General features: G+C 66.2%; 18 protein-coding genes. 2 read left to right on the forward strand and 16 right to left on the reverse strand.

The annotated features are described in order from the left end of the window. Positions 1 to 131: 131 nt before the first annotated feature. The 9 genes from ABQ137_RS08555 to ABQ137_RS08595 all read right to left on the reverse strand — a co-directional run bounded on the left by ABQ137_RS08555 (position 132) and on the right by ABQ137_RS08595 (position 12,806). Positions 132 to 725: an LOG family protein gene (locus ABQ137_RS08555; RefSeq protein ID WP_349782013.1), complete on the reverse strand. Its 594-nt coding sequence runs from the start codon at positions 723 to 725 to the stop codon at positions 132 to 134. A gap of 216 nt (positions 726 to 941) precedes the next feature. Then, positions 942 to 2,384 (reverse strand): dihydrolipoyl dehydrogenase, encoded by a 1,443-nt coding sequence (gene lpdA, locus ABQ137_RS08560; protein ID WP_104608029.1) that lies wholly within the window; start codon positions 2,382 to 2,384, stop codon positions 942 to 944. A 111-nt stretch (positions 2,385 to 2,495) separates the two neighbouring features. After that, the gene (gene sucB, locus ABQ137_RS08565) at positions 2,496 to 3,710 is read right to left on the reverse strand and encodes a dihydrolipoyllysine-residue succinyltransferase (protein WP_065048889.1); all 1,215 of its coding nucleotides are present in this window, start codon (positions 3,708 to 3,710) and stop codon (positions 2,496 to 2,498) included. 42 nt (positions 3,711 to 3,752) lie between these two features. After that, entirely contained in the window at positions 3,753 to 6,581 is a 2,829-nt protein-coding gene (locus ABQ137_RS08570; RefSeq protein WP_065032436.1) for a 2-oxoglutarate dehydrogenase E1 component, read from the reverse strand. 180 nt (positions 6,582 to 6,761) lie between these two features. After that, positions 6,762 to 7,703, reverse strand: coding sequence for a GNAT family N-acetyltransferase (locus ABQ137_RS08575; protein WP_349782016.1), 942 nt, complete (start codon positions 7,701 to 7,703; stop codon positions 6,762 to 6,764). Further along, entirely contained in the window at positions 7,700 to 9,187 is a 1,488-nt protein-coding gene (locus ABQ137_RS08580; RefSeq protein WP_349782350.1) for a ribosomal protein uL16 3-hydroxylase, read from the reverse strand. Before ABQ137_RS08580 ends, ABQ137_RS08575 begins: the two co-directional genes overlap by 4 nt. A gap of 192 nt (positions 9,188 to 9,379) precedes the next feature. Next, positions 9,380 to 10,021: a DUF3060 domain-containing protein gene (locus tag ABQ137_RS08585; protein ID WP_349782018.1), complete on the reverse strand. Its 642-nt coding sequence runs from the start codon at positions 10,019 to 10,021 to the stop codon at positions 9,380 to 9,382. A 58-nt stretch (positions 10,022 to 10,079) separates the two neighbouring features. Next, entirely contained in the window at positions 10,080 to 11,447 is a 1,368-nt protein-coding gene (gene purB, locus ABQ137_RS08590; RefSeq protein WP_016901541.1) for an adenylosuccinate lyase, read from the reverse strand. A 36-nt stretch (positions 11,448 to 11,483) separates the two neighbouring features. Further along, on the reverse strand, positions 11,484 to 12,806 hold the full coding sequence (locus tag ABQ137_RS08595; protein ID WP_054591704.1) for a hemolysin family protein: 1,323 nt from the start codon (positions 12,804 to 12,806) through the stop codon (positions 11,484 to 11,486). 289 nt (positions 12,807 to 13,095) lie between these two features. Here ABQ137_RS08595 and ABQ137_RS08600 point away from each other — a divergent pair, with 289 nt between their 5' ends. Continuing rightward, positions 13,096 to 14,502, forward strand: coding sequence for a class II fumarate hydratase (locus ABQ137_RS08600; protein ID WP_102252181.1), 1,407 nt, complete (start codon positions 13,096 to 13,098; stop codon positions 14,500 to 14,502). A 121-nt stretch (positions 14,503 to 14,623) separates the two neighbouring features. Here the strand turns inward: ABQ137_RS08600 and ABQ137_RS08605 are convergent, their stop codons facing one another. The 7 genes from ABQ137_RS08605 to ABQ137_RS08635 all read right to left on the reverse strand — a co-directional run bounded on the left by ABQ137_RS08605 (position 14,624) and on the right by ABQ137_RS08635 (position 19,120). Next, the gene (locus ABQ137_RS08605; RefSeq protein WP_016901538.1) at positions 14,624 to 15,046 is read right to left on the reverse strand and encodes a hypothetical protein; all 423 of its coding nucleotides are present in this window, start codon (positions 15,044 to 15,046) and stop codon (positions 14,624 to 14,626) included. A 205-nt stretch (positions 15,047 to 15,251) separates the two neighbouring features. Next, complete coding sequence (locus tag ABQ137_RS08610) at positions 15,252 to 15,782, reverse strand: DUF2884 family protein (protein WP_184380033.1); 531 nt, start codon at positions 15,780 to 15,782, stop codon at positions 15,252 to 15,254. Positions 15,783 to 15,816: 34 nt separating this feature from the next. Then, the gene (locus ABQ137_RS08615) at positions 15,817 to 16,641 is read right to left on the reverse strand and encodes a DUF4097 family beta strand repeat-containing protein (protein WP_039528077.1); all 825 of its coding nucleotides are present in this window, start codon (positions 16,639 to 16,641) and stop codon (positions 15,817 to 15,819) included. A gap of 10 nt (positions 16,642 to 16,651) precedes the next feature. Next, on the reverse strand, positions 16,652 to 17,638 hold the full coding sequence (locus ABQ137_RS08620) for an ABC transporter permease (RefSeq protein WP_039528074.1): 987 nt from the start codon (positions 17,636 to 17,638) through the stop codon (positions 16,652 to 16,654). Continuing rightward, positions 17,635 to 18,510, reverse strand: coding sequence for an ABC transporter ATP-binding protein (locus ABQ137_RS08625; protein WP_046342254.1), 876 nt, complete (start codon positions 18,508 to 18,510; stop codon positions 17,635 to 17,637). The genes ABQ137_RS08620 and ABQ137_RS08625 overlap by 4 nt, the downstream gene beginning before the upstream one ends. Then, positions 18,507 to 18,869 carry a GntR family transcriptional regulator gene (locus ABQ137_RS08630; protein ID WP_003483692.1) on the reverse strand — a complete coding sequence of 121 codons (363 nt, stop codon included), beginning with the start codon at positions 18,867 to 18,869 and terminating at the stop codon, positions 18,507 to 18,509. Before ABQ137_RS08630 ends, ABQ137_RS08625 begins: the two co-directional genes overlap by 4 nt. Before the next feature lie 2 nt (positions 18,870 to 18,871). After that, complete coding sequence (locus ABQ137_RS08635) at positions 18,872 to 19,120, reverse strand: hypothetical protein (RefSeq protein WP_024939341.1); 249 nt, start codon at positions 19,118 to 19,120, stop codon at positions 18,872 to 18,874. A gap of 134 nt (positions 19,121 to 19,254) precedes the next feature. On the opposite strand from ABQ137_RS08635, the gene ABQ137_RS08640 reads away from it, so the two are divergent. Then, the gene (locus ABQ137_RS08640) at positions 19,255 to 19,812 is read left to right on the forward strand and encodes a glutathione peroxidase (RefSeq protein WP_024939342.1); all 558 of its coding nucleotides are present in this window, start codon (positions 19,255 to 19,257) and stop codon (positions 19,810 to 19,812) included. Positions 19,813 to 19,868 lie beyond the last annotated feature (56 nt).

Below are 19,868 nucleotides of genomic sequence, written 5' to 3' on the forward strand. Positions count from 1 at the left end.
GGCCCGGTGCGTGGCTACTTCCACGCAGCTGACGTATGACTACAGCGCCGCTGCGCGCTTGCTGTTGCGCATGCCTGACCATGACGCCAGGCATGGCCCGCGATAGGGCAGGGAGCGGGCGTCGCCCCGCATCACACCAGCGTGGAGCGGCGCTTCTCGTCGATCCACTTGGAGGCCTGCGCCGGCGTGTAGTGCTGCATCCACTCCAGCATCTGTTCGATATCGGCGCCGTACCACAGGTCGCTGCGCTGGTCCGGATGCAGGAAGCGCTCTTCCACCATGCGATCGATCATGCCGATCAGCGGTGCGTAGAAGCCTTCGATATCCAGGAACGCACAGGGCTTGTTGCCGATGCCGAGCTGGCGCCAGGTCAGCATCTCGAAGATCTCTTCCATGGTGCCGAAGCCGCCGGGCAGGGCGACGAAGGCATCGGACAGCTCGAACATGCGCCTCTTGCGCTCATGCATGGAGCCAACGATTTCCAGCGTGGTCAGCCCACGGTGCGCCACTTCCCAATCGGCCAGCTGCTGCGGAATCACCCCGGTCACCTCGCCACCAGCCGCCAGCACCGCATTGGCCACGGTGCCCATCAGCCCGACATTGCCGCCGCCATACACCAGCCGCAGGCCCTGCTCGGCGATGCGCTGGCCCAGCGCAGTGGCGCGCTCGGCGTAGGCGGGTTTGTTGCCGGCATTGGAACCGCAGTAGACGCAGATGCTTTTCATGGGATTCGGGAGTTGGGATTGGGGATTGGTAAAAGCGAGGCAGCGCTGCTGATTGCAGGTGATGCCATCGGCAGGGGGCGCGCTGAATTGTTTGAGTTCTTGCCTGGCTTGAAAAACATAACGCCGGGTTTTCACCCGGCGCCATGTCATTGCCGGAGAGGGCCGGGACGGAGAGCCGCAGTTGCGAATCCCCAATCCCGAATCCACCAATCCCGGTCAGTTGGCCTTATGAATCGCGCGCTTGCTCACTGCCATCGCGGCATCGTGGATCGCTTCGGACAGCGTCGGATGGGCGTGGCAGATGCGCGCCAGGTCGTCGGCCGAGCCGTTGAACTCCATCGTCAGCACGCCTTCGTGGACCAGCTCGGACACACCCACGCCAACCAGGTGCATACCCAGCACGCGGTCGGTTTCGGCATCGGCGATGACCTTGACGAAGCCGGCCGGCTCGCCCATGGCCACGGCACGGCCGATCGCCGCGAACGGGAAGCTGCCGGCCTTGTAGGCGACGCCTTCGGCCTTCAACTGCTGCTCGGTCTTGCCGACCCAGGCAATCTCCGGCTCGGTGTAGATGACCCACGGAATGGTGTCGAAGTTGACGTGGCCGGGCAGGCCGGCGATCAGCTCGGCGACCGCGATGCCTTCCTCGAAGCCCTTGTGCGCCAGCATCGGGCCGCGCACGCAGTCGCCGATGGCCCACACGCCGTCGACGCCGGTATGGCAATGGCCATCGACCTCGATCTGGCCGCGGTCGGTCACCTTGACGCCGGTGCCGTCAGCCAGCAGGTTCTTGGTGGCGGCCTTGCGGCCCACGGCCACCAGCAGCTTGTCCACGGTCAGGGTCTGCTCGCCGGCGCTGTCGGTGTAGCTGAGCACCACCTGCTTGGCATCGCCGCTGCCGGTGATCTCGGTCTTGCTGACCTTGGCGCCCAGCTTGATGTCCAGGCCCTGCTTCTTGAATTCCTTCAGCGCGGTCTTGGCCACTTCGGCATCGGCCAGCGCCAGGAAATCCGGCAGCGCTTCGAGGATGGTGACCTCGGCGCCCAGGCGCTTCCACACGCTGCCCAGTTCCAGGCCGATCACGCCGGCGCCGATCACGGCCAGGCGCTTGGGCACGGCGGTGAAGTCCAGGCCGCCGACGTTGTCGACGATGGTGTCGCCGTCGAACTTGGCGAACGGCAGCTCGATCGATTCCGAGCCGGCCGCAAGGATCACGTTGGTGCCCTTGAGTTCGATCTCGCCGCCTTCGTGCTGTGCGACCTTGACGATGTTGCCCGGCAGCAGCTGGCCGAAGCCGTAATACGGGGTGATCTTGTTCGCCTTGAACAGCATCGCGATGCCGCCGGTGAACTGCTTTACGATCTTGTCCTTGCGGCCGATCATGGTGGGCACGTCCATCTTGGCGTCGTTGAAGCTGATGCCGTGGTCGCCGAACAGGTGGCCCATGTTCCAGAACTGGCGCGAGGAATCCAGCAGCGCCTTGGACGGAATGCAGCCTACGCGCAGGCAGGTACCGCCCAGCGCCGGCTTGCCATCCTTACCGATAGCCGCGTCGATGCAGGCGACCTTCATGCCCAGCTGGGCCGCGCGAATCGCAGCGTGATAACCGGCCGGACCGGCACCGATGACGACGACGTCGAATTGTTCTTGTTCGCTCATTCTTCGCTCACGAGATTGGGAATTGGGGATTGGGGATTCGTAAAAGCGGGATGCTCGGGAAAGGGCGGCTCTCGCCAATCCCCAATCCCGAATCCCCAATCCCGGCTTTCATCACAGACCGAACAACATCCGGCCCGGGTTTTCCAGCTGATTCTTGATGTCGACCAGGAACTGCACCGAGTCCTTGCCGTCGATGATGCGGTGGTCGTAGGACAGCGCCAGATACATCATCGGGGCGATCACGACCTGGCCGTTCTCGGCGATCGGGCGCTCCTTGATCGCGTGCATGCCCAGGATGGCGCTCTGCGGCGGGTTGATGATCGGGGTCGACAGCAGCGAGCCGAAGGTGCCGCCGTTGGTGATGGTGAAGGTGCCACCCTGCAGATCGTCCAGGCCCAGCTTGCCGGCGCGGGCCTTGGCGGCGTAGTCGGCAATGCCCTGTTCGACGTCGGCAAACGACTGGCGCTCGACGTTACGCAGCACCGGCGTGACCAGGCCCTTGTCGGTGGACACCGCGATGGAGATGTCGCTGTAGCCGTGATAGATGATGTCGTCGCCGTCGATCGAGGCGTTGACCAGCGGGAAGCGCTGCAGCGCGTTGGCGGCGGCCTTGACAAAGAAGCTCATGAAACCGAGCTTGATGCCGTGCGCCTTCTGGAACTCGTCCTGCAGTTCCTTGCGTGCGGCCGAGACCTTGGCCAGGTTGACCTCGTTGAAGGTGGTCAGCATCGCGGTGGAGTTCTTGGACTCCATCAGGCGCTTGGCGATGGTCTTGCGCACGCGGGTCATCGGCACGCGCTCTTCCGGACGGGCGCCGGACGCCTTGCCCACGCCGCCGGCCTTGGCGAAGTTGACGATGTCTTCCTTGGTCACCGCGCCACGACGGCCGGTGCCTTCGACCTGGGCCGGATCCACACCCTGGGTGATCGCGGAAAAACGCGCACCCGGCGGCAGCGCATCGGCAGCGGACTTGGATGCAGCCGCAGGCGCAGCGGCAGCAGCCGGGGCCGGCGCGGCGGCCGGGGCAGCAGCGGCCGGAGCCGGTGCCTCGGCCTTCTTCTCGTCGGCCGGTGCGGCCGCAGCCACGGCGCCTTCTTCGATGATCGCCAGGATCTGGTTGCTGGTGACGGTGCTGCCGGCTTCGAACTTGATTTCCTTCAGCACGCCGTCGACCGGCGAAGGAACTTCCAACACGACCTTGTCGGTTTCCAGGTCGACCAGATTCTCGTCGCGCTTGACCGCTTCACCGGCCTTCTTGTGCCAGCTGGCGATGGTGGCGTCGGAAACGGATTCGGGCAGTACCGGAACTTTGACTTCGGTGGCCATTCGGGGAGCGTCCTAGGGTTTTCGTTCTTTGGGGAAGGTGAGTTATTCAGCGACTTGGTCGTTGAACGGATTGAGGAGCGCATCGGCGACCAGCTTCTGCTGTTCGACGATGTGGTCGGCCATATGACCGGCGGCAGGCGAGGGCGAACGGGCACGGCCGGCGTAATGCAGGCTCTGGCCGCTGGCCAGGCAGAAGTTCAGGTGGTGGCGGATCTGATACCACGCACCCTGGTTCTGCGGTTCTTCCTGGCACCACACCACGTCGGTGGCGTTGGCATAGGCCTTGAGCTCGGCGGCCAGCTGCGCACGCGGGAACGGATACAGCTGCTCCACGCGCAGGATGGCGACGTCGTCCTGGCCACGCTTGGTCTGGTCTTCGAGCAGGTCGTAATAGACCTTGCCCGAGCACAGCACCACGCGCTTGACCTTGCCGGCATCGGCCTTGGCGTCGGGAATCAGATGCTGGAACTCGCCCTCGGCCAGTTCTTCCAGGCTCGATACCGCCAGCTTGTGGCGCAGCAACGACTTGGGCGTCATCACCACCAGCGGCTTGCGGGTGGTCATGCGCATCTGGCGGCGGATCATGTGGAAGCACTGCGCCGGGGTGGTCGGCACGCAGACCAGCATGTTCTCCAGCGCGCACAGCTGCAGGAAGCGCTCCAGACGCGCGGAGCTGTGCTCCGGGCCCTGGCCTTCGTAGCCGTGCGGCAGGAACAGCGACAGGCCCGCGATGCGGCCCCACTTGGCTTCGCCAGCGGCGATGAACTGGTCGATCACCACCTGCGCGCCATTGGCGAAGTCGCCGAACTGCGCTTCCCAGATGCACAGCGCATTCGGGTCGGTGGTGGAGTAGCCGTATTCGAAGCCCATCACCGCTTCTTCGCTGAGCAGCGAGTCGATGATGGTGGCGTCTTCGGGGTTCTGCACCAGCTGGCGCAGCGGCAGGTGGTAGCTGTCGGTCTTCTGGTCATGCAGGATCGCGTGACGGTGGAAGAACGTACCGCGACCGGCGTCCTGGCCGACCAGGCGCAGCTTGTGGCCTTCGGCCAGCAAGGTGGCATAGGCCAGGTTTTCGGCAAAGCCCCAGTCGCCGGCCTGCTCACCGGCGGCCATCTTGACGCGGTCGTCGTAGATCTTGCCGACGCGCGCATGCAGCTCGACGCCTTCCGGAATCGTGGTGATCAGCTTGGCCAGACGGTCCAGCTGCTCGCGCTTGACGCGGGTGTCGACCGGATCGGCAGCGGTGCCGACCAGATACTTGGACCAGTCGATGGCGAATTCGTCCGGCTTGCGCGTCGCCAGTTCGGTGGTGTATTCGCCCGAATCGAGCTTGTTGCGGTAACCGTCGACCAGCGCCTTGGCCTCGTCGGCGCTCAGCACGCCGTCGCTTTCCAGCTTGGCGGCGTACAGCTCGCGGGTGGTCTTGTGCTTGCGGATGGTCTGGTACATCACCGGCTGGGTCGCTGCCGGTTCGTCGGCCTCGTTATGGCCCCAACGGCGGTAGCAGACCAGGTCGATGACCACGTCCTTCTTGAACTGCTGGCGGAATTCGTAGGCCAGCTTGGACACGAACATCACCGCATCCGGGTCGTCGCCGTTCACGTGGAAGACCGGCGCGCCGATCATCTTGGCCACGTCGGTGCAGTACAGCGTGGAACGGGCGTCGTCGCGGGCGCTGGTGGTGAAGCCGATCTGGTTGTTGACCACGATGTGCACGGTGCCACCGACGGCGAAACCGCGCGCCTGCGACATCTGGAACAGTTCCATCACCACGCCCTGGCCGGCGAATGCGGCATCGCCGTGGATCAGGATCGGCAGCACGCTCTTGCGCTCGGCATCGCCGAAGCGCTCCTGACGCGAACGCACGCTGCCGACCACGACCGGGTCGACGATTTCCAGGTGCGAGGGGTTGAAGGCCAGCGCCAGATGCACCTGCTTGTCGCCACCGACCGCGATGTCGGCCGAGAAGCCCATGTGGTACTTGACGTCGCCGGTGTGGGCGCGGTCGTCGTGGGCGTGCTCGAACTTGCCTTCGAACTCGTCGAACAGCTTGCGCGGGTTCTTGCCCAGCGTATTGACCAGCACGTTGAGGCGGCCGCGGTGGGCCATGCCGATCACGATGTCCTTGACCTGATCGTTGCCGGACTGGCGAATGATCTCGTCCATCATCGGGATCAGCGCGTCGCCGCCTTCCAGCGAGAAGCGCTTCTGGCCGACGTACTTGGTGTGCAGGTAGCGCTCCAGGCCTTCGGCGGCGGTGAGCCGCTCCAGCGTGCGCTTGCGGCTGGCCGCGTCGCCGGCGATCTTGCCGCCGGCATCTTCCAGGCGCTTGTAGATCCACTGGCGCTGGTCGAATTCCTGGATGTGCATGAACTCTGCGCCGATGGTGCTGGCGTAGGTCGCCTTCAGGCGGGCCAGCAGGTCCTTCAGCTTCATGCGCGGCTGGCCGCCGACGCCGCCGGTGCTGAACTCGCTGTCCAGATCCGCCTGCGACAGGCTGTGGAACGGCAGGTCCAGGTCGGGCGGGTTGACCGGCGGGGTCAGGCCGAGCGGATCGAGCTGCGCGCCGAGGTGGCCACGCGCACGGTAGGCGGTGATCAGGCGGCCGACGTTGCGCTCGCGCTCGTCACTGGCCGCTGCGCCGGTGCCCGCGTTGGCAGCCTGCTTGGAGGCGGTGAGGATGTGGGCAATGGCTGCCGAGTGCGGCACATCACCGGCATCGCGACCCTTGAAGCCATCGAAATAGCTCTTCCACTTCGGGTCAACACTGTCCGGGGCGACGAGGTACTGCTCGTACAGATCCTCGATATAGGCGGCGTTGCCGCCGGCGAGCTGCGATGACTGTGCGAACTGCTTTAGGAGATTATCCACGATGGTAAGTCGGGTCTGCTGTGGGGATGATTGTGCGGAAGCGGCGGGGCGAGATGCCCTGTCGGTCGGTCTCAAATCTCGAAAAATTATACCCCCTTGCGCTAGTGAGGGGGCGTCTGCCAGCTGACCGGACGGGTAGGTGCAACCGCCTGGCGCCTACGTGCGAAGGGCGCTGCGGTCTCAGATGCCGAGTGCGCGTGGTTCGTTCCAAAGCGCGCTGCGCTCCCATATCTGCGCGAATTCGCGCTCCAGCTGGCGGCTGCGCGCCGCGCCCGACAGCCAGGTTTCGCCATCGTCGAAGCGATGGCCTGTTGGACGAAAGTAGTAGGCGTCATCGCCCACCACATAGGCCGACGCGTAGCTGGCATCGACCGGATCGCTGACCGCACGGAAGCGGAACACGCTGGGCAGGCGCTGGGCCAGCCGCAGCATCGCGCTGCTGTTAACGCCCGCGACGGCGGTGTCCTGCACCAGCACCTGCACGCGCTTGTCGTGGCGGGCGGTGGCAAAGCGGCGCAGCGCATCGAGCACTGCGGGGTTGTCGAACAGCGGTGGATCCAGTGCCCGCGTATAGATCAGCACCTGGCGGCGTGCGGCGTACAGCAGGCCGGTGGTGGCGGCCAGGGCCGCGCGCAGGTCGTCCACCGCCATCGGGCCGTCGAGACGGCGGTGCAGCGGCCTGCCCGGACGATCGTCCGCCGTTGCCGCGCTAGCGGGGTGCCGGTCGGAAGAGGTGTCCGGCAGGAAGCCCAGGCGTGCGAACACGGCCTCGGCGTCTGTGTTCACGCGGGTTTGCAGGCCGGGCCAGCCGCGTTGTTGCGCGCTGGCGACGGCGGCTGCGAGCAACCGGTCGGCCAGGCCGCGGCGGCGCCAGCCCGGCAGCACGCCGAGCCGGTCGATGCGCCGATCTGCCGTCAGCCGCACCGAGCCGATCAACTGGCCGTCCTCGCTGCGCAGCGCCAGGTGCAGGCTGAGCGGGTCCAGGGCGTCCCAGTCGGCAGCGCTGTCCTCGGTGCTGTCCTCGGTGCTGCCGGTGCCGCAGGCCAGGCGCAGCGCACGCAGGGTTGCGGCGTCGGACGCCGCATCCAGCGAAACGATCTGCAGCCCGGCCTGGGAACTCATGCGCGCTGGTCGGACCCGTCGTCGCCAGCGTCCGATGCCGCGTCGTCGTCGGCCAGCCCGCTGTCGTCGTCCTGGTCGGCATCCTCGCCTTGTTCGGCCTCCTCAGCCTGGGCCGGGCCGTCCGCGGCATCGGCGACCTGCTCGACGTCGGCCTCGGCGTCGATCTCGTCATCCGCGTCCGGCGTGTCGGCCCCGGCGTCGGCATCGTCGTGGTCGCCCGACAGGCTCAGGACGTGGCCCTGGTCGTCGTCGATGTCCTCAATGTCGTCTTCCGCGTCCTCGTGGGCGCGCTGGTAATGGCCCTGCGCCAGCAGCTCCAGCACCACCTCGCGGCCACGGTTGGACAGCTGCGCATACAGCGTGCCGTCGATCTCTTCGGCTGCGGCCAGACGTGCGGCGTCCTTGGCCGACAGCGGGAATTCCAGGCCGCTGCAGAACAGGGTGGCGCCACGCTTGGCACGCCGCCAGGCCAGCCGCGACCAGGGGTGACGGTGCAGCAGCACGCCTTCTTCCAGCGCCTGCTCGACCGCCTCGCGGGGAATCGGTTCGGGTGCCGGCACCACGTCGCCGGAGGCGCGGTAGGTGGTCATGAAGCGGCCGAACCAGTCGCCCAGGCGATCCGGGTCGTTCATGCGCAGCGCGTTGAGCGCTTCGACCACGCGGTTCATCGCGGTGACGTCGATCTCGTACGGATCGGCCGGCACCTTGAGGTCTTCGTCGTGATAGCGCACGGCCTCGTCGGCATCGGCGATCAAGGTGTCCAGGTAGTCGCCGATCAGCTCGGCCGAGGACGGCGCGCGGGTGCCGATGGAGAAGGTCAGGCAGGCGTCTTCGGCCACGCCGTGGTGCGGTACCAGCGGCGGCAGGTACAGCATGTCGCCCGGGCCCAGCACCCAGTCGTGGGTGGGCTTGAAGTCGCGCAGCAGCTTGAGCTCGACATCGTCGCGGAACGCCAGCGGCGCGGCCTTGCGGCCCTGCTGCGCGCGTGCGTCGATCTGCCAGCGGCGGTGGCCCTGGCCCTGCAGCAGGAACACGTCGTAATGGTCGACATGCGCGCCGACCGAGCCGCCGGTGGCGGCGAAGCTGATCATGATGTCGTCGATGCGCCAGCGCGGCAGGAAGCGGAACTGTTCCAGTAGCGCGCGGACGTCGGCGTCCCACTTGTCCACGTCCTGCACCAGCAGGGTCCAGTCATGGTCGGGCAGGCCGGGGAAGTCGGTTTCCTGGAACGGGCCGGTGCGCACGTTCCAGTCGTCGGTGGCGCGGTCGTGGCTGATCAGGCGTGCCAGCACGCCGTCTTCGCAGGCCAGACCGGCCAGGTCTTCGGGCTGCAGCGGGGACTGGAACTCCGCAAACGCGTTGCGGATCAGCAGCGGGTGCTTGTGCCAGTAGTTGCGCAGGAAGCGCTCGACCGGCATGCCCAGCGGCTGGTCGCGGGTGGCGTGGATCTCGAAGGGCAGTGGCGCGCCTTTCCTGGCGGCGATCTTTTTTGCGGGGGTCTTTTTCATGGTGTCACGGGTCCGACTGGAGGGCCGGCGCGGTGCGGCCGGCGAGGTGGCTTATTGTCGCCCAGCCCGCCATGCGCTGCCTTGCATGCGGGTGTCGCGGTGAGGTTCCGGTGCGCGTCCGGGCCATGCACGGCCGCGTATGCACCTGGGTGTCTCGGTGTCAGCAGATCAGCGGGTGGAGATCTGGTTGTTGCTGCCGTAGTCGTTGACCATCGCAGTGCCGGATTGCTGGGTGATGCGGTTGCCGCGGCCGTGCAGCGTGGCGGAGGCGATCGCCTGCGCCTGTACCTGGTTGTCGTCGCCCGGCACCAGCAGCGTGCCGATGCGGCCGGCCTTGAGCGTGGAGGTGCGGCTGAACAGTTCGATGGTGCTGGCATCGCCGGCGAGGGTGACCTGGGCATCGTTGCCGACCATGCGCACTGCCTCGGCGCGCTCGATCTGCACGATCGCATGCTGGCCCAGCACCGCGATCGTGCCGCAGTCACCCTTGAGGACCAGATTGGCGTTCTGGCCGGTCAGATCGACGTTATGGCCGTCGCAGCTGACCGTGCCGCTGGTCGAGGTGACCATCAGTGTCGGCCGCTCGCCATTGCTGGCGACCTGGGTGGCGCCGTCCATGCTCGGAACCGACGGAACCGACGGAACTGACGGAACAGACGGAACCGGTGCGGCCGTCACGCCGGCCGGCGCGCGCGGCGCGGCAGCGGCGGAGTCGGGCTGCGAGTCGGGAGTGGCCTGCTTCCCGCAGGCCAGCAATCCGCAGGCCACCGACGCAAGCAGGGAGACAGACAGCAGCGCGCGCAATGCCATGGCAATACTCCTGACAGCTGGATACAAGGGCGTGATACCGGTGGGTGGGTGCCGCTGCTTAGATCGCGCGCGCCAGCTGTTCGGCCAGCCCGGTGTAGGCACCCGGCGTCAGCGCCCGCAGCCGCTGCTTGTCCTGCTCCGGCAACTGCAGGCTCTCGACAAAGGCTTGCATGGACGCGGCAGTGATGCCCTGGCCGCGGGTCAGCGCCTTGAGCTGCTCGTAGGGGTTGGGCAGGCCGTGGCGACGCATCACCGTCTGCACGGCTTCGGCCAGTACTTCCCAGGCCGCATCCAGATCGGCATCCAGGCGTTCGGGATTGACGGTCAGCTTGCCCAGGCCCTTGGCCAGCGAATCCAGCGCGACCTGGGTATGGCCGAATGCGGTGCCGAGCGCACGCAGCACGGTGGAGTCGGTGAGGTCGCGCTGCCAGCGGCTGATCGGCAGCTTGGCGGAAAAATGCTCGAACAGCGCATTGGCGATGCCGAAGTTGCCTTCGGCATTTTCGAAGTCGATCGGGTTGACCTTGTGCGGCATGGTCGAGGAGCCGACTTCGCCCTCCTTGAGCTTCTGCTTGAAGTAGCCCAGCGAGATGTAGCCCCAGATGTCGCGCGACAGGTCGATCAGGATGGTGTTCACGCGGCGGCTGGCGTCGCCGATTTCGGCCACGTTGTCGTGCGGCTCGATCTGGGTGGTATAGGGGTTGAATACCAGGCCCAGGCTTTCGACGAAGCGCTGCGCGAACGCGGCCCAGTCCAGCTCCGGGTACGACACCAGGTGCGCGTTGTAGTTGCCGACCGCGCCGTTGATCTTGCCGGTGAGCTCGACCGCGGCGATCTGCTTGCGCTGCCGCTCCAGGCGCGCGACCACATTGGCGATTTCCTTGCCCAGCGTGGTGGGCGAGGCGGTCTGGCCATGCGTGCGCGACAGCATCGGCTGGCCGGCCTGGGCATGGGCGAGGGTGCGCAGGCTGGCGGTGATGCCGTCCAGCGTGGGCAGCAGCACCTCGCGGCGCGCCTGCTCCAGCATCAGGCCGTAGCTGAGGTTGTTGATGTCCTCGCTGGTGCAGGCGAAATGCACGAATTCCAGCGCCGGGCCCAGCTCGGCATCGTCCTTGAGCTGTTCCTTGATGAAGTATTCCACCGCCTTGACGTCGTGGTTGGTGGTGCGCTCGATCTGCTTGACCCGCGCGGCATCGCCGACGCTGAAGTCGTCTGCCAGGCGGCGCAGGGTCTGGGTGGCGGCGGCCGAGAACGGCGCCAGCTCGGCGATGCCCGGTTCGGCAGCCAATGCCAGCAGCCATTCGATCTCGACCTTGACCCGCGCCCTGATCAGGCCATATTCGGAGAAGATCGGGCGCAGCGCATCCACTTTGGAAGCGTAGCGGCCGTCGAGCGGGGACAGGGCGAGCAGGGCGGAATCCGACATGGGCAGGGCACTGGGAGGCTGGCGGGGGTGCGTATTCTACGCCGCCCCGGCGCCGGCTTCGCCGATCGGCCGCACCGTGATGGCCTGGATCCGGTGCCCGGCCATGCGCCGCACCGTCAGTGCGTGGCCGTCCAGCTCCAGGGTTTCGCCTTCTTCGGGCAGCCGCTGCAATTGGTGCACGATCAGCCCGCCGACCGAATTGACGTGGTCCGGCGCGCTCAGGTCCTGGCCCAGCAGACGTTCCAGGCGGAAGATCGAGGTGCTGCCGGCCACCAGCAGCGAGCCGTCCTGGCTGCGGATCGGGGCATCGCGCACCACGTGGCGGTGCTCGTCCTCGATCTCGCCGACCACCACTTCCAGCAGGTCTTCCAGGGTGAAGAAGCCCAGGATGCGGCCCTCCTCCTCCACGCACAGCGCCAGATGGGTGGTGCCGGTGCGGAACTGCTCCAGCGCGCTGGGGATCGGGGTTTCCAGGGTCAGCAGGGTGGGCGGGCGTAGCAACGGGCGCAGATCGTCCAGATCCTGGCTGCGTGCCATCGCCACCAGTAGATCCTTGGTATGCAGGATGCCCAGCACCTGCTCGCCATCGGCGTCGAACCACGGGTAGCGGCTGTAGCGCGACTCGCTGAACTCGGCCAGCACCGATTCCAGCGTCATGCCTTCGCGCAGGCTGCGCAGGTGCTCGCGCGGACGCATCAGGTCGCCGGCGACCAGGTCGGGCAGTTCCAGTGCATGGCTCATCAGGGCCAGCCCGTGATCGGGCGTGGCGGCGTTGGGATCCTGGCGGCCGACGATCAGCATCAGCTCCTCGCGCGAATAGCGATGCGACTGGTGCTCCACATCGCCCCAGCCCAGCACCCGCAGCAGGCGGTTGGCGCTGGTGTTGAGCACCCAGATCGCCGGGTACATCAGCCAATAGAACACGTAGAGCGGCGCGGCGGTCCACAGCGACATCCGCTCCGGGCGGCGGATCGCCATGGTCTTGGGCGCCAGTTCGCCCAGCACGATGTGCAGGAACGAAATCAGGCTGAAGGCGATTGCCAGTGCGGTGAACTGTGCCGCTTCCGGCGACAGGCCGGCGGTGTCGAACAGCGGCTGCAGCAGATGCGCGAAGGCCGGCTCGCCGACCCAGCCCAGGCCGAGCGAGGCCAGGGTGATGCCAAGCTGGCACGCCGACAGGTAGGCATCCAGATGCGCATGTACCCCGAGCAACAACCGCCCACGCCAACCGTTGTTCTGCGCCAGGCCCACCGCCTGCGTGTGGCGCAGCTTGACCAGCGCGAACTCGGCGGCGACGAAGAAGCCGTTCAACAGCACCAGCAGCAGTGCGACGAACAACAGCAGCACGTTACCCAACATGGCGTCTGCCTCCATGGCGCGTAGCGGCAGTGACGCGGTATGTCAGCGGCTGCGCGTCGGTGCCGGGGCAGTGTGCAAGCAAGCAAGACGCAAACGATGCGTTTCTACAGTCAGGGTCGTCGCCCATGGCGGCGTGGTACCTCGTATGGATCATTGGGCAGTCTAGCCCAGGGCTTGCGACGACACGGTCGCAACGCTGCGAGCGAGTATCGTAGGCAGCCTCGCCAGCGTGGGTACGCCCGCTGCCAGCCATCCATCACCACAAACCAACCATGTGCGGAGAGTGCAGATGAGCGAACGTTTCAGGACCGAACACGACAGCATGGGTGAGCTGCAGGTGCCTGCCGATGCCTTGTGGGGCGCGCAGACCCAACGTGCCGTGCAGAATTTCCCGGTGTCCGGCCAGCCGATGCCGCGCGGCTTCATCCGCGCGCTGGGGCTGATCAAGGCCGCTGCTGCTAGCGTCAATGCCGAACTCGGCCTGCTGCCCAAGTCGATCGGCAAGGCCGTGCAGGACGCAGCGCTGCAGGTCGCCGACGGCACGTATGACGCGCAGTTTCCGATCGACGTCTACCAGACCGGCTCGGGCACCTCGTCCAACATGAATGCTAACGAGGTGATCGCCACGCTGGCCACACGCGCCGGCAAGGACGCGGTGCATCCCAACGATCACGTCAATCTCGGGCAGAGTTCCAACGACGTGGTGCCCACCGCGATCCGGGTGTCGGCGCTGCTGGCGGTGCAGGAACACCTGCAGCCGGCGCTCAAGCATCTGCGCAAGACCATCGACAAGCGCGGCAAGGGGCTGGACAAGGTCGTCAAGACCGGGCGCACGCATCTGATGGATGCGATGCCGCTGACCTTTGGCCAGGAATTCGGTGCATGGTCGGCGCAGCTGAGTTCGGCGCAGGAGCGCATCGACGATGCCCTCAAGCGCCTACGCCGGCTGCCGCTGGGCGGCACCGCGATCGGCACCGGCATCAATGCCGATCCGCGTTTTGGCGGCAAGGTGGCCAAGGCCTTGTCGGGCCTGAGCAAGTTCAAGTTCGAGAGTGCCGACAACAAGTTCGAAGGCCTGGCTGCGCAGGACGACGCGGTGGAGTTGTCCGGTCAGCTCAATGCGCTGGCGGTGGCATTGATCAAGATCGCCAACGACCTGCGCTGGATGAATGCCGGCCCCCTGGCCGGGCTGGGCGAGATCGAGTTGCCGGCGCTACAACCGGGTAGTTCGATCATGCCGGGCAAGGTCAACCCGGTGATTCCCGAAGCCACCGTGATGGCCTGCGCACAGGTGATCGGCCACCACACCGCGATCACCGTGGCCGGGCAGACCGGCAACTTCCAGTTGAACGTGACGCTGCCGTTGATCGCCTACAACCTGCTGGATTCGATCAACTTGCTGGGCAATGTGGCGCGGCTGCTGGCCGATAGCGCGATTGCCGGGTTGAAGGTGCGCCAGGAGCGTGTGCGCGAGGCGCTGGACCGCAATCCGATCCTGGTCACCGCGCTCAACCCGATCATCGGCTACGAGAAGGCCGCGGCGATCGCCAAGCGTGCCTACAAGGAACAGCGCCCGGTGCTGGACGTGGCGCTGGAAGACAGCGGACTCAGCGAGGCGGATCTGCGCCGTTTGCTGGATCCGGCTGCGCTGACCCGCGGTGGCATCCAGGCCGGCAGCACGGGCGGCGGTGGCTGACCACCGCAGCGTGCGTGCGTAGGAGCGCACCTTGGGCGCGACGGGGCTTTATCGACAACGCCCGGTCGCGCCCAGGTGCGCTCCTACACGGCTTTGCGCGAATCCGCGGCTTCGCCGGGACTCAGTGCCGCTCGGCCTGCACGTTGCCGAAGCTTTCGCGATACGGCTGCAGCGACGGGATTTCATCGAGCAATTCGCCGCTGAGCTTCTGGATCTCCGGCGTGGCCGTCAGCTTGATCGACTTGTATTCCGGGTCCGCGCCAGCCTCGTTGACGGCCTGCTGGCGCAGCATCTGCAGGTGCCCGAACAGCAGTTGCAACTTGGCGCGCGTCGGCTCCTTTTGCGGCAGCGCGATATCGTCGATCTTCAGCGTGCCGTCGGGGGTGATTTCCGCATTGGCCGCGGGTGGGCGGCGGATCATCACCGACTGGGTGGTGATGGCAACGCGCGGCTTGCCGCGTTCGGCGCGCCGCGACGACTGGTCGCCGCAGGCGGTCAGGGCGCATAGCAGGAGCGCCATGCAGAGCATCACCAACTTGTTCATGGGGTCGCCGGGTTCAGGGAGCGCACTAGTGTAATCCCGCTCCGGCCAGCCGATCGGTGCCTGCGGCACATGGCGCGGCTGACAAGATGTCGCAGGCCGATGTTGGGTGCCTGGCGTGCGCGCAGCAATCGGCGTGACGATCCATCCGGTTCCGGTCAGCCGCTGCGCCCGTCGATGCGGGTGCAGCGGCGATCAAAGGCCGCGCTTACTTGCGGCAGTCGTCGATATCGTGCTGGGTGAGGGTCGAGTACGGCGCGAATGCCGGCACCAGTTGCGCGGCGGCGTCCTGCGCGTTGCGCAGCTTGGCCAGCTGATCGCAGATCTGCATCGCAGTGTGTTTGAAGGTTTCCGCCTGCGCTTCGATCTTGTCACCGATCTGGTCGGTGTTGCCGCTGAGCACGCCCTTGAGCGCTTCGCCGGCGGCATGCGCCCCGAAGGCCGCGCCCTGTGTGCCGATGTCGATGCCTTTATCGGCGACGCCCTGGATCTGCACGTAGAAACCGCGCATCGCCTGGCGCTGCGCATCGTTCAGGCTCACCGGCTTGCCGGCGATGCTGAGCGCGCCATCCGCGCCGATGGTGGCCGCGGGCAGGCCGTCGCGGTGGAGCGTCAGGCTCTTGCCGTTGAAGATCACCCCGTTCGCGTTGGTCTTGCCCGACACCACGACCGTGGGTTCGGACTTGCCGCAGCCGACCAGCAGTGCGCCCACCAGTACCGCACAAATCCACAGTTTCATCAGCCGTCCCTCTCTTGAATGGTCAATGCAGTGGTCAGTTGTCGGTCGGCACGCGGGTGGTGCCGGCCACATCGCTGACGTCGATATCGCCGCTGCCCTTGCGCGCGACGCTGACATCGCCGCGCACCTTGTGCACGCTCAGGGCGCCGGAGTTGACCGCTTCCACGCCGACATCGCCTTGCACATCGTCGATGTCGACATCGCCGGAGCCGATCGTGCCGAACTTGACGTTGCCTGCCACGCCGCGCAGCTTGACGTCGCCCGAACCGACCTTGCCGACCTCCGCCGCGCCATGCACCTGCCTGGCCTTGAGATCGCCCGAGCCGACCGCCAGCACGCGCAGCGACCCCATCTCTTCCAGTTCGATATCGCCGGAACCGACCTTGGCGGTGACCCGGCCCCTGGTGCGGCGGATGGCCATGTCGCCGGAACCGACATCGGCACTCACGGCCGCAGCGCCGCTGATCTCGGCGTCACCGGAGCCCACGTCGAACTGCACCAGCAGCGTGTCCGGCACGCTGCCGCGCAGGTCCAGGTACGAATAGCTGTCGCCGATGGAGATGCGCAGCGGGCGGTCATCGGCCAGCGTGACCACCAGCTTGTCGCCGACCCGCTTCTGGGTGACGGTCAGGCCCTTGAGCAGCTCGGCCCTGGCCGCGCAGGCGCGGCCGCCCAAACGCCCGCCGTTGCCCGGCGCAGCGTCCAGATGCAGGTCGTTGGAGCCGACCTCGAACAGCACCGACTTCACTCCGCTCAGTTTCAACTCCAGGCTGCGCGGTTCGGAGAACTTGCATTGCTCCTCGGCGAACGCAGCGCCGGGCACGGCGAACAGGATGGCCAGACTCAGCAGACGACGCATGGGATGTCCTTCAGGCTTCGGAGCGCCGACGGCGCAGGTAGATGGAGGCGGCGATCAGGGCAACGCCGATTGCAGCGCCGATCCAGATGTCCGGATTGCCGTAGACCCGTGCGCTGTCGGTGTGCTGCAGCGCCCACTGCACCAGATCGCTGGGGTTCTGCATCGCGCTGCTGTCGAGGTTGCCGCTGACCGCGCGCGGCGACCAGGTGCCGGGCAGGGCGCTGAGCAGGCCGCGGTAGCCGACGATGTACCAGATCCAGCCGATCGGCAGCGAGATACCCGGCATCGCCGAGAGGATGCTCAGCATCACGCAGGCCAGCAGCGGGAACAGCACCGCCCACAGGAACGGCTTGCTGGTGGCCCAGGCCGAGCAGAACATCAGCCAGCCCACCGTCGGCAATGCCCACAGCAGACTCATCGGCACGGTCTTCAGCAACAGCCACAGCAACGAGAACGGGTGCGAATGGGTCGCCAGTGCCCAGGGGCTGGGGACGCCGGCGATCGAGGCGCCCACGATGGCGATCAGCCACAGTGCCAGGCCGACCAGCACGCCGATCACGATGGCGATCAGCGGCGCCAGCAGCAGCGCCCAGGCGGCCTTGGACAGCACCGTCTGCACATCGGACACCGGCAGCGATTTCCAGAACAGTACGCTGCGGTCGCGACGGTCGTCGTACAGGCTGCCCAGCGAATAGAAGAACACCACGAACGCCAGGACCACCGAGGCGATGCCGATGCCGCCGAGCAGCAGGCCGTCGCCGACCTGGCCCAGGGTGCGCGTGTATTCGGCCAGATCGTCCATCGTGATGCTGTCGCCGATCATGTTGCGACGCGCGCTGATCGCGCCGATCACCGCGCCCAGCAGCGCGAAGAACACCGCGATGCCACCGGTGATGATCTGTGCCCAGACGAAACCTCCGCGGTGTTCCCAGTACTCGCGTTTGAGCAGCCAGCCAAACGTGCGTGCGGGAGAAGCTTGGTGGGTGAGTGCATTCATGCGTAGGTCCCCTTCATGACCGCAACGAACAGGTCGGCAAGGCCGGGATTGCGGGTTTCGCCAAAACGGGCGAGCTGCGCTTTCGGCACGCCATCGAACAGCATCACGGTCTTGCCAAACGGGAGGCTGCGCTCGTCGATCGGCTGCAGGCCTCTGGCGGCGTCGAGATGCTCGGCACCCACCAGCACTTCGGTGTACCGCTCGGCCACGTTTTCCATGTCAGCGGTCAGCACGATGCGGCCGTCGCGGATGAACATCACATCGGTGAGGATGTGTTCGATCTCTTCGACCTGGTGGGTGGTGACGATGATGGTCTTCTGCTCGTCGAAGTAGTCCTCCAGCAGGCGCTGGTAGAACTGCTTGCGATACAGGATGTCCAGGCCCAGGGTCGGCTCGTCCAGCACCAGGATGCGGGCATCGATGGCCATCACCAGCGCCAGGTGCAGCTGCACGATCATGCCCTTGGACAACTCGCGCACCCGCGACTTGCGGTTGAGCTGCGTATTGGCCAGGAAGCGCTCGCACTTGGCGCGATCGAAGCGCGGGTGCACGCCGGCGACGAAGTCGATCGCCTCGCCAACCCGCAGCCAGCGCGGCAGTACCGCCACGTCGGCGATGAAGCAGACCTCGTTCATCAGTGCGTTGCGCTGGGTGCGCGGATCCATGCCGAGCACGCTCAGGTCGCCATCGAAATCGGTCAGCCCCAGCACCGCCTTGAGCGCAGTGGTCTTGCCGGCGCCGTTGGGGCCGATCAGGCCGACGATGCGCCCGGCGGCGATGGTGAAGCTGGTGTTGTCCAGCGCGAGCCGATGCTTGTAAGCCTTGCGCAGGCCACGTGCGTCGACCACATGGTCGGAGGAGACGGCGGTCATGGTGTTTTTCCCTGTGGCAACAGATCGTCGATGGACAGTCCCAGGCGCTGGATGCGTTCCAGCACTGCGGGCCATTCTTCATTCAGGAAACGCTCGCGCTCGCTGCCGCGCAATTTCTGTGCGGCCTCCGGGGTCATGAACATGCCCAGGCCGCGGCGTTTCTCCACCAGGTTCTCGTCGGCCAGTTCCTGGTAGGCGCGCGAGACGGTGATGGGATTGAGTTGGTAGTCGGCCGCCACCTGCCGTACCGAGGGCAGGGCGTCGCCAGGCTTGAGGATTCCATCGAGCATCATGGCAATCACCCGTTCCTTGAGTTGGCGGTAGATGGGAGCGCCGTCGCTCCATTGGATGTCGTTCATGGTCAGCTCCGTGGGCGCAGAACCTGCGCGAAGGAGAAATAGGGCATCGACAGCGAAGCGCGCAGGTGCCGGCTGGGCCGGGTGCGCGCCTCGGGGGGAGTTGTCGCGTTTTCCGTAACCGCCTCCGACACGCCATAATCGGCGCCGGACTCCGTGACCTGACTGGAAGCGGCTCCCAGGCAACCAATGGCGAACAGGGCGCTGCCGAACAGCAGCAATGGAGCTGGTCGCGTGAAGCGTGTGCTGTTCATGCTTTCCCCTGCGTTGGATGACTGGTGTTGTATTCAACTATAACACCGACACGCAGGCAGTCAACTGCCTGTCATACCCAACTGATGGCACCCCGCGTCGGCGGGTGGCCCGGACCTATCGAAAGGGATCGCTCATGTTGCTCAAGCGTCTGCTGGTCGTTGTATTCGCTGGCTTTTTCTCCGTCTCGGCGCTGGCCGCCGGCGCGCCGGTGCTGGATCTGGATTACCGGCCGCTGGCCGGCAAGGCGCCAATCAACCTGAACCGTACCTACGGCGGCAAGGTCCTGATGGTGGTCAATACCGCCAGCAAGTGCGGCTACACCCCGCAGTACGAAGGGCTGGAGGCGCTCAACCAGCGCTTCGGCAGCCGCGGTTTTTCGGTGCTGGGCTTTCCGTCCAACGATTTCCAGGGGCAGGAACCCGGATCTGAGAAGCAGATCCAGGAATTCTGCACGCTGACCTATGGCGTCAAGTTCCCGATGTTTGAGAAGGTGCATGTGCTGGGTGCACAGGCCACGCCGCTGTATCAGCGCCTGACCCAGGCCACGGGTGTGGCGCCGGGCTGGAACTTCCACAAGTATCTGATCGGGCGCAATGGACGGGTGGTGGCGCAGTTCCCCAGCAAGATCAAACCGGACGATCCGAGCGTGCTGGCGGCAATCGAACGCGAGCTCAACGCGCCGTCGCGCTGAGCACGGCGCTCGCAAGGCCACGCGCACATGCGACAATGCGCATTCAGCGCCGGCGT

This window comes from Xanthomonas sp. WHRI 8393, from assembly GCF_040203315.1.
Lineage (GTDB): Bacteria > Pseudomonadota > Gammaproteobacteria > Xanthomonadales > Xanthomonadaceae > Xanthomonas > Xanthomonas arboricola.

Excerpts from the sequence above, each read along its gene's own strand:
- ABQ137_RS08555 (WP_349782013.1), bottom strand. The coding sequence starts at position 725 with ATGAAAAGCATCTGCGTCTACTGCGGTTCCAATGCCGGCAACAAACCC.
- lpdA (WP_104608029.1), bottom strand. The coding sequence starts at position 2,384 with ATGAGCGAACAAGAACAATTCGACGTCGTCGTCATCGGTGCCGGTCCG.
- sucB (WP_065048889.1), bottom strand. The coding sequence starts at position 3,710 with ATGGCCACCGAAGTCAAAGTTCCGGTACTGCCCGAATCCGTTTCCGAC.
- ABQ137_RS08575 (WP_349782016.1), bottom strand. The coding sequence starts at position 7,703 with ATGAGTTCCCAGGCCGGGCTGCAGATCGTTTCGCTGGATGCGGCGTCC.
- ABQ137_RS08585 (WP_349782018.1), bottom strand. The coding sequence starts at position 10,021 with ATGGCATTGCGCGCGCTGCTGTCTGTCTCCCTGCTTGCGTCGGTGGCC.
- purB (WP_016901541.1), bottom strand. The coding sequence starts at position 11,447 with ATGTCGGATTCCGCCCTGCTCGCCCTGTCCCCGCTCGACGGCCGCTAC.
- ABQ137_RS08595 (WP_054591704.1), bottom strand. The coding sequence starts at position 12,806 with ATGTTGGGTAACGTGCTGCTGTTGTTCGTCGCACTGCTGCTGGTGCTG.
- ABQ137_RS08600 (WP_102252181.1), top strand. The coding sequence starts at position 13,096 with ATGAGCGAACGTTTCAGGACCGAACACGACAGCATGGGTGAGCTGCAG.
- ABQ137_RS08605 (WP_016901538.1), bottom strand. The coding sequence starts at position 15,046 with ATGAACAAGTTGGTGATGCTCTGCATGGCGCTCCTGCTATGCGCCCTG.
- ABQ137_RS08610 (WP_184380033.1), bottom strand. The coding sequence starts at position 15,782 with ATGAAACTGTGGATTTGTGCGGTACTGGTGGGCGCACTGCTGGTCGGC.
- ABQ137_RS08615 (WP_039528077.1), bottom strand. The coding sequence starts at position 16,641 with ATGCGTCGTCTGCTGAGTCTGGCCATCCTGTTCGCCGTGCCCGGCGCT.
- ABQ137_RS08620 (WP_039528074.1), bottom strand. The coding sequence starts at position 17,638 with ATGAATGCACTCACCCACCAAGCTTCTCCCGCACGCACGTTTGGCTGG.
- ABQ137_RS08625 (WP_046342254.1), bottom strand. The coding sequence starts at position 18,510 with ATGACCGCCGTCTCCTCCGACCATGTGGTCGACGCACGTGGCCTGCGC.
- ABQ137_RS08630 (WP_003483692.1), bottom strand. The coding sequence starts at position 18,869 with ATGAACGACATCCAATGGAGCGACGGCGCTCCCATCTACCGCCAACTC.
- ABQ137_RS08635 (WP_024939341.1), bottom strand. The coding sequence starts at position 19,120 with ATGAACAGCACACGCTTCACGCGACCAGCTCCATTGCTGCTGTTCGGC.
- ABQ137_RS08640 (WP_024939342.1), top strand. The coding sequence starts at position 19,255 with ATGTTGCTCAAGCGTCTGCTGGTCGTTGTATTCGCTGGCTTTTTCTCC.